We start from the raw sequence: 12,718 nt of genomic DNA, 5'->3' as shown, positions 1-12,718 counted from the left end.
CGTAGCGGCGGTCGCTTTCGTTTAGAAGAGAAACAGTCGAACTGCTCCTTGATGGTCCGCTCGGATCAGGACACGATCACCGGAGACAGCATCGGTGAGCAGAGCAGCAGCCCCGAGGAACTCAGCGACTTCATCGAAGCCGCGGGCCTGCTCAGCTACGACCCGCAGACGATCTCACGGATCTACGCCGGCCACCCCCAGCGCCTGCTGCGGCGACTCTGGCAGACCCTTGTGCCCATCAGCCTGTTTCTGATCGGTGTGGCGGTCGACAGATTTTTCGGAGCGCTCAACAACGAAGAACGTGCACGGGCAAGGGCACGGGAATGCGCCGAGCTGCTGGCGGCCCTGGGCCCCGCTTTCATCAAGGCGGGCCAGGCCCTCTCCACTCGGCCGGACATCATCCCGCCGGTGCTGCTGGAGCAACTGGCCCAGCTGCAGGATCAGCTGCCGGGCTTCGAGAGTTCCTTGGCAATGGCCTGCATTGAGGAAGACCTCGGCGCCCCGGTGAACAGCCTGTTCCAGCAACTGGATCGGGAGCCCATCTCAGCGGCCTCCCTGGGCCAGGTGCACCGGGGGGTGCTGCTCAGCGGCGAGGCCGTGGCGGTGAAGGTGCAGCGGCCGGGACTGCGCGAGCAGATCACCCTCGATCTCTACATCGTGCGTCAGATCGCCGCCTGGCTGAACAGAAACGTGCGCCTGATCCGCAGTGATCTGGTAGCCCTGATCGATGAGCTGGGCAAGCGGGTCTTCGAGGAGATGGACTACCTCAACGAAGCCAGCAACGCCGAGCACTTCGCGCGGCTGCATCAGCACAATCCCCGCATCGCCGTGCCGCGCATCTACCGCGAGGTCACCAGCCGGCGGGTGCTGACGATGGAGTGGATCGATGGGGTGAAGCTCACCAACCTGGAGGCGGTGCGCTCGCTGGGGATCAACCCCGATGAGATGGTGCAGATCGGAGTGAACTGCAGCCTGCAGCAATTGCTGGAGCATGGTTTTTTCCATGCGGATCCTCACCCCGGCAACCTGCTGGCCCTGCCCGATGGCCGGCTGGCCTATCTCGATTTCGGCATGATGAGCGAGGTGAGCCGTGAGTCGAGAACAGGCCTGATTCAGGCCGTTGTGCATCTGGTGAACCGCAACTTCAGTTCGCTCTCGCGCGATTTTGTGAGCCTGGGGTTCCTTGGTGAAGAGGTGAATCTCGAGCCAATCGTTCCGGCCTTCGAGAGCGTCTTCGGCCAGGCTCTGGAGATGGGCGTCAGCCGCATGGATTTCAAGGCCGTCACCGATGACCTCTCCGGAGTGATGTACCGCTTCCCCTTCCAGGTGCCGCCCTACTACGCCCTGATCATCCGCTCCCTAGTGACGCTGGAGGGCATCGCCCTGAGCGTGGACCCCGACTTCAAGATCCTCGGCGCCGCCTACCCCTACTTCGCCCGCCGGCTGATGGAGGACCCGGATCCGGCCCTGCGCAGCAGCCTGCGCGAAATGCTCTTCGACGGAGAGGACTTCCGCTGGCAGCGGCTGGAGGACCTGGTCAGCAGCGCCTCCCTGCAGGACCAGCTGGACCTGGAGGGCCTGCTGGATCAGGTGATCGACTTTCTCTTCTCCCCCAAGGGCGGCCTGCTGCGCCAGCAGCTCGTCGATGCCGTGGTGGATCGGGTGGATGCGATCGGCTGGCAGGCCTTCCGCCGCCTGGGCAGCCGCCTGCCGCGCCGCCTGCAACCGCCGGGACTGCGCAGCCCCCGGCTGGAGAGCCCAGAGGAGGCCCTGCTCAGCCTGGAGCCGGTGCAGCAACTGCTGACGATCCTGAGGGAACTGCCCGGCTTCGAGCCCCAGCTGTTGCTGCGCCGCCTGCCCCGGCTGCTGGGGGAACCGGATCTGCGCCGCATGGGCGTGCAGCTGGCCCAAGGTCTGGCAGAGCGCAGCGTGGTGCGCCTGCTGCGAGATGTCCTGGTGGCTCCCGAGCTGCGGCAGAGCGCTGTTCTCAGCGCCACCGGCAGCTCTTAGAGTCGATCAACCACCAGGCTGCAGCTCTTGGCCCGTTCGCCCAAACTCCTGGCCGTCCTGCTGGGGCTTTCCCTGAGTGCCGCAACCCCAGGACTGCACGCGCAGGCTGCCCAGCAGGTGGTGTTCGTGAGTGGCGCCTTCCGCCGCTCGATTCCGGTCGCCGACCTGGAGCACCTGGCCCAGACAGGGGAGGCCCGCGGGCTGCTGGGCGATGTGATGCGCTTCAGCAATCAGGATCCGGCCACGGTGTCCAAGCTGCTCAACCAGCAACTCTCGCTGCCGTTGGTGCTCACCAGCCGACTGCTCTCGACGCGGATCGGCGAAGCCCTGCTGCAGCGGCTGGCAACAATCTTCTCCCCCTTGCGAGCACCCCAGAAAGGGGTCCAAGCCATCCGCGGCGCCCTGATCACGGGTCTGGCCAATGGCAACGGCAGCCTCAGCGCCACCGGCTTCCTGCAGGCCTATCCGTCTCCGGAGCTGGCCGTGAACATTCCCGCCCTGCTGGGGGTGATCAGCAAAGCGAGCTCGATTTCCGATTTGGTGCGCTTCTTCTCGGAATCGCCGCTCGACGGCCTGCGCGGCGATGGAACCGCCAAACCCGGCAGCGGCGATCAGCCCACGGCCACACCAGTGCCCACCCCCTGAGCCGGCAAACCAACGCCCGGAGGCATCCAGGAACCGGCCGCGTAGATTCGCTTCAGCCTGACCTCCTGCCGACGTGCCCCTGCTTTCAGCTCTTCGGCGACTGGGCCAGCAGCCCACGATGCAGGACTGGCCGGGGTTGATCGAGGCCTACCGGCGCTGGTTGCCGGTGAGCGACTCCACGCCGGTGATCACCCTGCGCGAAGGGGCCACCCCCCTGATCCCGGCGCCGGCGGTGTCGTCGCGGCTGGGCCGCGGCATCAAGGTATTCCTCAAATACGACGGCTTGAACCCCACCGGCAGCTTCAAAGACCGGGGGATGACGATGGCGGTGAGCAAGGCGAAGGAAGCTGGCGCCGAGGCGGTGATCTGCGCCAGCACCGGCAACACCAGCGCCGCGGCCGCCGCCTATGCCCGCCGCGGCGGCATGCGCGCCTTCGTGCTGATCCCTGACGGGTATGTGGCCCAGGGCAAGCTGGCCCAGGCTCTGGTGTATGGGGCTGAAGTGCTGGCGGTGAAGGGGAACTTCGATCGGGCCCTGGCGATCGTGCGCGAGGTGGCCGACAACTATCCGGTGACCCTGGTGAATTCGCTCAACCCCTACCGCCTACAGGGACAGAAGACCGCCGCCTTCGAGGTGGTCGATGCCCTCGGTGACGCCCCCGACTGGCTCTGCATCCCCATGGGCAACGCCGGCAACATCAGTGCCTACTGGATGGGCTTCCAGGAGTACCGGCAGGCCGGCCACAGCCGGAGGCTGCCCCGAATGATGGGCTTCCAGGCCAGTGGATCCGCTCCGTTGGTGGTGGGTCACACGGTGGAGCAACCGGACACCATCGCCACAGCGATCCGCATCGGCAATCCCGCCAACCGCGAGAAGGCCCTTGCCGTGCGTGAGCAGAGCGGCGGTAGCTTCCACGCCGTCACCGACCAGGACATCCTCGAGGCTTACCAGCTGCTGGGCCGGGAGGAAGGGGTGTTCTGTGAACCGGCCAGTGCCGCCTCGGTGGCGGGTCTGCTGCAGCAGGCGGAGCAGGTGCCCACTGGCGCCACGGTGGTGTGTGTGCTCACGGGAAACGGCCTGAAGGATCCCAACACGGCCATCGACAACTGCGACGGGGCCTTCCATGCCGGCCTCGCCCCCGAAGTGGATGTGGTGGCCAAGGTGATGGGCTTCTGAGCCAGGACAGCTGACCCCAACCATCTACCCAGCCCCATGCCGGAAGTTCCGGCATGGGGCTTTTTGTTGCGGTGTCACTGGCCAAAGCGTCCACAGGAAAAGTCGCCTCAAGGCGGGGAGAACCGGGGCCAAGCGTGCGCCCCTGAAACGCTGACGTTTTCCCCAGATCCGGGAAAGAGTGGAAAACCCTGATTTCGGTGATTTTTCTCTGGAGAATTCCGCAGTCCTGATCGCAAGAACTTCAGTCCAACACTGAGGCGGTGGGCTTTTCCACCTTTTCCCCAGCCCCTACGACTACGGATTGGATTTGTTTTCTTTTCAATTAATCCAAAACCAGTAACAGGATTGGGGAAAAGGCCGGGGGAAAGCGGTTCGAGCAGACGGGCTCTCGTTGCGCTTCGGGCAGTGGTGTGGAAGCGTGGTGGAGCCCTTGGCGGGGTTGTCCTCTCTGGAGTCATGTCGCGATGAAGCTGGTCTGCTCTCAGGCGGAACTGAGCGCCAGCCTTCAGCTGGTCAGCCGTGCCGTGGCCTCACGCCCCACCCATCCGGTGCTGGCCAACGTGCTGCTCACCGCCGATGCCGGCACCGGCCGGCTCAGCCTCACCGGTTTCGACCTCAGCCTCGGCATTCAGACCAGCCTCAGCGCTTCCGTCGAGAGCAGTGGCACGATCACACTGCCGTCTCGACTCTTCGGTGAAATCGTTTCCCGGCTCTCCAGCGACAGCCCGATCAGCCTCAGCTGTGAGGAAGGCCAGGAACAGGTGGAACTCAACAGCCGCTCTGGCAGTTATCAGATGCGCGGGCTCTCCGCTGAGGACTTTCCCGATCTGCCCCTCGTTCAGACCGGAACGCCCCTGCGCTTGCAACCGGAGGCTCTGGTGAAGGGGCTGCGGGCCACGCTGTTTGCCAGTAGCGGCGATGAGGCCAAGCAGTTGCTCACCGGGGTGCACCTGGGCCTGGCGGATCAGCATCTGGAGTGCGCCGCCACCGATGGGCACCGCCTCTCGGTGCTGCGTCTGGAGAAGGCCTTCTCCGGCGCTGAAGACGGCAGCGAGCCCTTCGCTGTGACCGTGCCGGCCCGCTCCCTGCGGGAGCTGGAGCGGCTGCTCTCCGCCTGCAGCAGTGATGATCCGGTCAGCCTGTACTGCGACCGGGGACAGGTGGTGTTTCTCTGGGCTGACCAGGTGCTCACCAGCCGCAGCCTCGATGGCACCTACCCCAACTACCGCCAGCTGATTCCCGAGCGCTTCAGTCGCACCCTGGAGCTGGATCGCCGGGGCTTCATCCAGGCGCTTGAGCGGGTGGCGGTGCTGGCCGACCAACACAACAACGTCGTCAAGCTCAGCAGTGATCCCGCCAGTGGTCAGCTGCACATCAGTGCCGACGCCCAGGACGTGGGCAGCGGCTCCGAAGACCTGCCGGCGGTGATCAGCGGTGAACCGATCGAAATCGCCTTCAACGTGCGTTATGTGCTTGATGGGCTCAAGGCGATGACACCTGAGCGGGTGGAGCTGCGCTGCAATGCCCCCACCACCCCGGCGGTGCTCACCTCCGCGCAGGATCCCAGCTTCACCTACCTGGTGATGCCCGTTCAGATCCGCAGCTGAGGCCGTGAGCCTGCCCGAGCAACTGCTGCTCAGCGACCTGTTGCGCCGCCGGGTGCGCTGCCACCAGGGGATCGACCATGGCGCCGGTCTGCAGGGCTGGATGCATCCGCCGGTGCACCGCCTGCTGGGCTGGGTGAGTAAGCCTTCCGCCTTCGGCAGTCGCCGCCTGGTGTGGCGGCTCAACCAACTGCGCGGCCTCAGTGACCAGGAGGCTCTGGTGCAGGGGGAACCCGCTGACACCGACCCCGCCACCCTGGAGCGCTTGCCCACCCTCTTCGACGCAGCTCTGCTCGGGGGCGACAGCCAACTGCTGGGGGTGATCGCTGACGCCAATGTGGACATGCGCAGCGGCCGCATCGTCAGTTATCTGGTGGCCCGTAGCGATCCGCGCCTGCCCGGCAGCAGCCGATGGCTGCTCTCCCCCGAGCGAATCTTCGATCAGCAGCCCGGTCAGGTGATGACGGCCCTGCAGGGCCTCGATGATCTTCCTCTGGCCCGCGCCAGCGTGCGCCAGGAGTTGCTGCGGCGCTCCCGCCGCTGGAAGGAGCAGTTCGATGAGGTGGGCGGACGCTTCGAGGAGCGGCTGGAGGGCTGGCTGGAGGAGCCCCCCTGGCAGGAGCCAGAACCCCTCGACGCACGCGAGGACTGGGATGACCCGGAGGCCTGGGGCGAGCCCCTGCGGCAGGATTCGGCCGCGCCCCGACGCCGGCCGGAGCCAAGGCGCCCTCAGCCCCTTGATGGTGATCCGCCCGAACCGGAGGATCCCTGGATCTGAACTCCCGCGGCGGCGGGCCTGGGCCCCGGGCTCGGCCACACTGGAGCCCTGCTGAGTCCCCGCTGTGGTTGCCATACCCTCCTTCCCGGTCGCTGAGGCCCTGCGCCAGGAGGGCCTCAGCCAGGCCGACTACGACGAGATCTGCCGCCGGCTGGGCCGGGATCCCAACCGCGCCGAACTGGGCATGTTCGGGGTGATGTGGTCGGAGCACTGCTGCTACCGCAACTCCAGGCCACTGCTCCAGGGTTTCCCCACCAGTGGGCCGCGCATCTTGGTGGGCCCCGGCGAGAACGCCGGTGTGGTGGACCTGGGCGAGGGCCAGCGGCTCGCTTTCAAAATCGAGAGCCACAACCACCCCTCGGCGGTGGAGCCGTTTCAGGGGGCGGCCACCGGCGTGGGCGGCATCCTGCGCGACATCTTCACCATGGGGGCCCGGCCGATCGCCCTGCTCAATGCCCTGCGCTTCGGCCCCCTCGATGACGAGCGCAATGTGGGTCTGATGGAGGGGGTGGTGGCCGGAATCGCCCACTACGGCAACTGCGTGGGCGTGCCCACCGTGGGCGGCGAGGTGGCCTTTGATCCCAGCTACTCCGGCAATCCGCTGGTGAACGCCATGGCCCTGGGGCTGATGGAAACCGAGGAGATCGTCTGCTCCGGGGCCGTGGGGGTCGGCAATCCGGTGGTGTACGTCGGCAGCACCACCGGCCGCGACGGCATGGGCGGCGCCAGCTTTGCCTCGGCCGAGCTTAGTGAGGCATCACTCGATGACCGCCCGGCGGTGCAGGTGGGCGACCCCTTCCTGGAGAAGGGGTTGATCGAGGCCTGCCTCGAAGCGTTCCAGAGTGGCGATGTGCTCGCTGCCCAGGATATGGGGGCCGCTGGCCTCACCTGCAGCTGCTCGGAGATGGCTGCCAAGGGGGGTCTGGGCATTGAGCTGGATCTTGACCGGGTTCCCGCCCGGGAGAGCGGCATGAGCGCCTACGAGTTCCTGCTCAGCGAATCGCAGGAACGGATGCTGTTCGTGGTCAGGCCAGGTTGCGAGGAGGTCCTGATGGCCCGCTTCCGCCGTTGGGGTCTGCAGGCCGCCGTGGTGGGTCGCGTGCTGGCCGACAACGTGGTGCGGGTGATGCAGGGCGGTGCGGTGGCAGCGGAAGTGCCCGCCAGCGCCCTCGCCGATGACACCCCGATCAACCACCACGAACTGATCAGCGAGCCGCCGGCCGCCATCCAGGCCCACTGGCGCTGGAGCGAGGCCGAACTGCCCGCTGCCGGCGCGCGCGGCATCACGCCCGCGGCCGGTCCCCTGGACGGCCAGCCGCTGACTTGGGGCGCCGTGCTGCTGCACCTGCTCGATGACCCCACCATCGCCAGCAAGCGCTGGGTCTATCGCCAGTACGACCACCAGGTGCAGGCCAACACGGTGATGCCCCCCGGTGGCGCCGATGCGGCCGTGGTGCGTCTGCGGCCCCAGCGGGGTCAGGGCGCTATGGAGGCCACCAGCCGCGGGGTGGCCGCCACCGTCGACTGCCCCAACCGCTGGGTGGCCCTGGATCCCGAGCGGGGCGCGCTGGCGGCGGTGGCCGAAGCCGCCCGCAACCTCAGCTGTGTCGGGGCTGAACCCCTGGCGGTCACCGACAACCTCAACTTCCCCTCCCCGGAAACCCCCACCGGCTATTGGCAGCTGGCCATGGCTTGCCGCGGCATCTCGCAGGCCTGCCTGGCCCTGGAGACCCCCGTCACCGGCGGCAACGTCTCCCTGTACAACGAAACCCGGCGGCCCGATGGCAGCCTGCAGCCGATTCACCCCACCCCGGTGGTGGGGATGGTGGGCCTCGTGCACGACCTCGATCACGTCACCGGCCTGGGCTGGCGGGCCCCAGGCGATCAGATCTGGCTGTTGGGGGTGCCCGTGGCCGCCAGCGACGGCGATGACCGCCTGGCCCTGGCGGCCTCCAGCTACCTGGAGAGCGTCCATGGCCTGGCCACGGGCCGGCCTCCGCTCACCGACCTGAAGCTGGAGCGGGTGGTGCAAAGCCTGCTGCGCCAGGCGATCACGGCGGGCCTGGTGGCCTCCGCCCACGATCTCAGCGATGGGGGCCTGGCGGTGTCGGCCGCCGAGTGTTGCATCGCCTCCGGCCTCGGCGCTGTCCTTGAGCTTGGCGCTGCTGCGGGTCGTCTCGACCGCCTGCTCTTCGCCGAAGGGGGCGCCAGGGTGCTTGTGTCGCTCAGTCCTGATCAGGAGCAGACCTGGCGGCAGCTGCTGGCGGCTCAGCCGACTCTGGAATCCGAGCCGCTGGCCACGCCGATCGGCCGGGTGGCTGAGGCCGGCTCAGCCCTGAGCGTTGAGCACTCTGGTGCCGTTCTGCTGGCCGTGGGGGTGGAGGAGCTGCGGGCGAGCTACGAGAATGCACTGCCGCGACGACTGGCCGCAGCCGGCTGAGGCACAATGCAAAGGTAAAAGAAAGGTGAACGGGCCTGTGGCAAGCGCGCACCCCACGCCGGAACGGCCCGACCGGATGGAAGAGGCCTGTGGGGTCTTCGCCGTGTATGCCCCTGGCCAGGAGGTGGCCAACCTCACCTACTTCGGCCTCTACGCCCTGCAGCACCGGGGTCAGGAGTCGGCTGGCATCGCCGTGTTCAACGGCGACAAGGTGCGCCTGCACAAGGACATGGGCCTAGTGAGCCAGGTCTTCGATCAGGACGTGCTGGATCGCATGCCCGGTGATCTGGCCGTGGGCCACAACCGCTATTCCACCACCGGCAGCAGCCGCGTCTGCAACGCCCAGCCGGTGGTGCTGATGACCAGGCTCGGCCCGTTCGCGCTCGCCCACAACGGCAATATCGTCAACGTTGAAGATCTGCGCCAGTCCGTTCAGGCCAGTGAGATCCAGTTCACCTCCACCACCGATTCCGAGCTGATCGCCTTCGCCCTGCAGCACGCCGTCGATGGGGGGCTGGGTTGGGAGGAGGCGATCCGCGATGCGGCCGGCCGCTGCCGCGGGGCCTTCAGCCTGGCGATCGGCACCCCCGATGGGCTGTTCGCCCTGCGCGATGGCCATGGCGTGCGGCCTCTGGTCTTTGGCCACATCGGCGACAAGCACCAGGGCCAGTGGGTGGTGAGCAGCGAGACTTGCGGACTCGACATCATCGGCGCCGCCTACGACGGTGACGTGGGCCCCGGTGAACTGATCCGTTTCAGCGCCGGGGATCCGCTGCCGGCCCGCCAGCGCTGGTGCGAGGAGCCCATCAAGCTCTGCATCTTCGAGATGATCTACTTCGCCCGGCCCGATAGCCGCTTCTTCGGCGAATCTCTCTACAGCTATCGTCACCGCATCGGTGAGGTGCTGGCACGGGAAACGGCGGTGGAAGCCGACATCGTCATCGGTGTTCCCGACTCCGGCATTCCCGCAGCCATCGGTTTTTCCAAGGCCAGCGGCATCCCCTTTGCCGATGGACTGATCAAGAACCGCTATGTGGGCCGCACCTTCATTCAACCCACCCAGGCGATGCGGGAGGCAGGCATCCGCGTCAAGCTCAATCCCCTTCCCGATGTGCTCTCCGGCAAGCGAGTGCTGGTGATCGATGATTCGATCGTGCGCGGCACCACCAGCCGCAAGCTGGTGCAGGCCCTGCGTGACGCCGGTGCCACCGAAGTGCACATGCGCATCAGCTCGCCGCCGGTCACCCACCCCTGTTTCTACGGCATCGACACCGACAACCAGGACCAACTGATCGCTGCGCGCTTCAACCTCCAGGAGATCACCGATCACCTCCAGGTGGATTCCCTCGCCTATCTCAGCCAGGAGGGCATGCTCGAAGCCGCCCACGACCACGCCTCCCACTTCTGCACCGCCTGCTTCGATGGCAACTACCCGATCGAAATGGACGATTCAGTGCGCTCCAGCAAGTTGATGCTTGAGCCCACCGGTCTGGCCGCCAAGAAGCTGGCCGGCACGATCTGATCTGGATTGGTCCCAAGACCAGGCCTTGATCATCAGGAAACGACACAGCTGCGTTGCCTTCTGTGCTGAGTTGTCAGAGCGCTGTGGTCAGAGTCACCAGCTGGCGCAGGTTCTCACCGGCAGCCAGGCCAAGGGCCAAGGCTGCAGCGGGTGGGTCCCCGGCGGGCAGGCTTGCTGGGTCCAGCCGCTGGCTGCGGTTGTTGCTCACGACGACGGCGATGGTGGTGTCCAGGAACGGCTGGAGGTCGATCAGTTGATCCCTGCGCTCGAGAAACTGCAGACCGATCTGGCCCAGATCGCCCCGTTGGCACGGCCGCAGGCTGGCCACCGACAGCCGTTTGATCAATCCCAGCTGGCTGGCGAGCAGCACCTCTCCTCCATCCGCCACGCAGGCTGCTCCCACGATGGCTTCTCCTGGCAGCAGGCGCAGCAGGGTCGGGCCCTGGGCGGCTCGCCCCAGCACCGGCAGGGTCGTCTCGTTCACATCAAGGCGCAGCAGTCGGCCGGAACTGCTGCCCACCACAAGACTCGTGCCGTCGCAGCAGGGCACCACGCGGGTGAGGCTGACCCCCTCCTTGAGTTTCAGCACGGTGGCGGCACGGCCGGAGAGTTCGCTGAACGCCTCGACCGGCAGCCGTTTGAAGCGGCCGTCGCTGCTGAGCAGACCCAGGGTTCCCGTTGCGTTCTGCGGCAGGGGCAGCACCTCCACGATCGGATCGCCCAGCAGGCCTTCGGGCAGGAATTTGTCCAGGGAACCGGGCTGCTGGGCGGCGAATTCCCAGCGCAGCATGGCCACCCGGCCACTGGCGCTGAAGGCCAGCAGGGATGGTTTCATCGCCACCGGCAGGATCAGGCGCGCCGGGGAGGGATGCTCCCCCAGCGGAACCGCTTCATCGAGGTGCAGTCGCCCCAGCGTCTGGGGGGTCACGATCCGCACGACCCCATCGGCCTGGATCAGCAGCCGTCCATCCCCGGGTAGGGCCTCGAGCGCCTGCTGACGCTGCAGTTCGGTGTTGGGCCGCACCGCTGCCGCCCGCTGGGCCACCAGGTCGTCGCCGCCGGCCACCAGCCGGGTGCGGCGAGGGGTGGAGTAACGCTTTTTGAGGGCCTTCAGTTCGGCCACCATCGACTCGAGCAGGGCCGCACGATCGTCGAGCAGGTGGCGCAGGCGCTCCCGTTCCTCCATCAATTCCAGCGATTCCTTGCGCAGCCCGTCCTGCTCCAGGCTGGTGAGCCGCCGTAGGGGCATCGCCAGCACGGCATCGGCCTGGCGTTCGCTCAGATCGAAGTGCACCTGCAGGCTGGCCCTGGCACTGGCGGCGTCGCTGGCCGCCTGGATCCGTTCGATCACTTCCGGCAGAGCATCGAGGGCACGGATCAGGCCCTCGACCACCTCCAGTCGGTCTTCGGTACGCCGCAGGGCATGGCTGGTGCGGCGGATGAGGGTGTGCTCCCGATACTCCAGGAAGTGGTTGAGCATCTGGCGCAGGCTGAGCTGCTGGGGCTGGCCGTTCACCAGGGCCAGCAGGATCGCGCCGAAATTGCTCTGCAGGGAGGTGCGCCGCTGTAGGTCGGTGAGCACCTTGCTGGCCTCGGCATCGCGGCGCAGCTCGATCACCACCCGCATCCCTTCCCGGTCGCTCTCGTCGCGGATGTCGGCGATGCCGCCGATCTTGCCGTCGTTCACCTGGTCGGCCAGCTTCTCGATCCAGCCCGCCTTGCTCAGTTGATAGGGCAACTCGGTGACCACCACGGCGCTGCGCCGGTGCCGGCCCTTGCCAGGCTGCACCTCCTCGATGTGGGCGATGCCGCGCATGGGGATGCTGCCGCGCCCCTGCAAGTAGGTGTCGCGTACACCGCTGCCCACCAGCACCTCGCCGCCGGTGGGGAAATCAGGCCCTGGCACCAGTTCCAGCAGCTTGTCGTCGGCCAGCTCCGGCTTGCGGATCAGGGCGATCAGGGCCTCCACCACCTCCCCCAGATTGTGGGGGGGAATGCTGGTGGCCATGCCAACGGCGATGCCCGAGCAGCCGTTCAGCAGCAGGAAGGGCAGCTGGGCTGGCAGCACGGTGGGCTCCTGCTGGGAGCCATCGAAGTTGGAGGTGAAATCGACGGTGTCGTTGCCGATCTCATCCAGTAGTGCCTGGTGGGCGATCGGCGCCAGCCGGGTTTCGGTGTAGCGCATGGCGGCCGGTGGGTCGTCGTCGACCGAGCCGAAGTTGCCGTGGCCATCCAGCAGTGGATGGCGGCTGGCGAAGGTCTGCACCTGGCGCACCAGGGCGTCGTAGACCGCCTGGTCGCCATGGGGGTGGTATTTGCCGAGCACATCGCCCACCACCCGGGCGCATTTGCGGTAGGGCCGATCCGGGGTCAGCCCCAGTTCATGCATCGCGAACAGGATGCGCCGCTGCACGGGCTTGAGGCCATCGCGCACATCCGGCAGGGCGCGGCCCACGATCACGCTCATGGCGTACTCGAGGTACGAACGCTGCATCTCCAGATGCAGGGCAATCGGCTGGATGCGCTCCTCGGCCATCCGGTT

Annotated in this window: 8 protein-coding genes; 7 read left to right on the top strand and 1 reads right to left on the bottom strand. The window is 67.0% G+C overall.

Translation table 11 applies throughout. From position 1 onward, the window contains the following. Window positions 1-51: 51 nt before the first annotated feature. From KBY67_RS00535 to purF, 7 genes are all read left to right on the top strand, one after another. Window positions 52-2,010, top strand: a complete 1,959-nt coding sequence (locus KBY67_RS00535; protein ID WP_255107468.1) for an AarF/ABC1/UbiB kinase family protein — start codon at window positions 52-54, stop codon at window positions 2,008-2,010. A 27-nt stretch (window positions 2,011-2,037) separates the two neighbouring features. Next, window positions 2,038-2,655: an alpha/beta hydrolase gene (locus tag KBY67_RS00530; RefSeq protein ID WP_255107466.1), complete on the top strand. Its 618-nt coding sequence runs from the start codon at window positions 2,038-2,040 to the stop codon at window positions 2,653-2,655. Window positions 2,656-2,773: 118 nt separating this feature from the next. Next, window positions 2,774-3,832, top strand: a complete 1,059-nt coding sequence (gene thrC / locus KBY67_RS00525) for a threonine synthase (RefSeq protein WP_255107615.1) — start codon at window positions 2,774-2,776, stop codon at window positions 3,830-3,832. 464 nt (window positions 3,833-4,296) lie between these two features. Further along, entirely contained in the window at window positions 4,297-5,439 is a 1,143-nt protein-coding gene (gene dnaN, locus KBY67_RS00520) for a DNA polymerase III subunit beta (protein ID WP_255107464.1), read from the top strand. Window positions 5,440-5,443: 4 nt separating this feature from the next. Continuing rightward, window positions 5,444-6,214, top strand: coding sequence for an RNA methyltransferase (locus KBY67_RS00515; RefSeq protein WP_255107462.1), 771 nt, complete (start codon window positions 5,444-5,446; stop codon window positions 6,212-6,214). Window positions 6,215-6,278: 64 nt separating this feature from the next. Continuing rightward, entirely contained in the window at window positions 6,279-8,654 is a 2,376-nt protein-coding gene (purL, locus tag KBY67_RS00510) for a phosphoribosylformylglycinamidine synthase subunit PurL (RefSeq protein ID WP_255107460.1), read from the top strand. Between the two features lie 76 nt (window positions 8,655-8,730). Further along, window positions 8,731-10,176, top strand: a complete 1,446-nt coding sequence (purF, locus tag KBY67_RS00505) for an amidophosphoribosyltransferase (RefSeq protein ID WP_255107450.1) — start codon at window positions 8,731-8,733, stop codon at window positions 10,174-10,176. Between the two features lie 73 nt (window positions 10,177-10,249). Here purF and KBY67_RS00500 read toward each other — a convergent pair whose 3' ends face one another. Continuing rightward, complete coding sequence (locus KBY67_RS00500; protein WP_255107448.1) at window positions 10,250-12,712, bottom strand: DNA topoisomerase (ATP-hydrolyzing) subunit A; 2,463 nt, start codon at window positions 12,710-12,712, stop codon at window positions 10,250-10,252. Between the last annotated feature and the right edge of the window lie 6 nt (window positions 12,713-12,718).

Source organism: Synechococcus sp. RedBA-s, from assembly GCF_024345495.1.
GTDB lineage: Bacteria > Cyanobacteriota > Cyanobacteriia > PCC-6307 > Cyanobiaceae > Regnicoccus_A.
The sequence above is the reverse complement of the archived record's forward strand: the minus strand, read 5'-3'. Positions and strand labels throughout refer to the sequence as shown.

Coding starts and splice junctions, on each gene's coding strand:
- thrC (WP_255107615.1), top strand. CDS start 2,774: ATGCAGGACTGGCCGGGGTTGATCGAGGCCTACCGGCGCTGGTTGCCG.
- KBY67_RS00535 (WP_255107468.1), top strand. CDS start 52: ATGGTCCGCTCGGATCAGGACACGATCACCGGAGACAGCATCGGTGAG.
- KBY67_RS00500 (WP_255107448.1), bottom strand. CDS start 12,712: ATGGCCGAGGAGCGCATCCAGCCGATTGCCCTGCATCTGGAGATGCAG.
- dnaN (WP_255107464.1), top strand. CDS start 4,297: ATGAAGCTGGTCTGCTCTCAGGCGGAACTGAGCGCCAGCCTTCAGCTG.
- purF (WP_255107450.1), top strand. CDS start 8,731: ATGGAAGAGGCCTGTGGGGTCTTCGCCGTGTATGCCCCTGGCCAGGAG.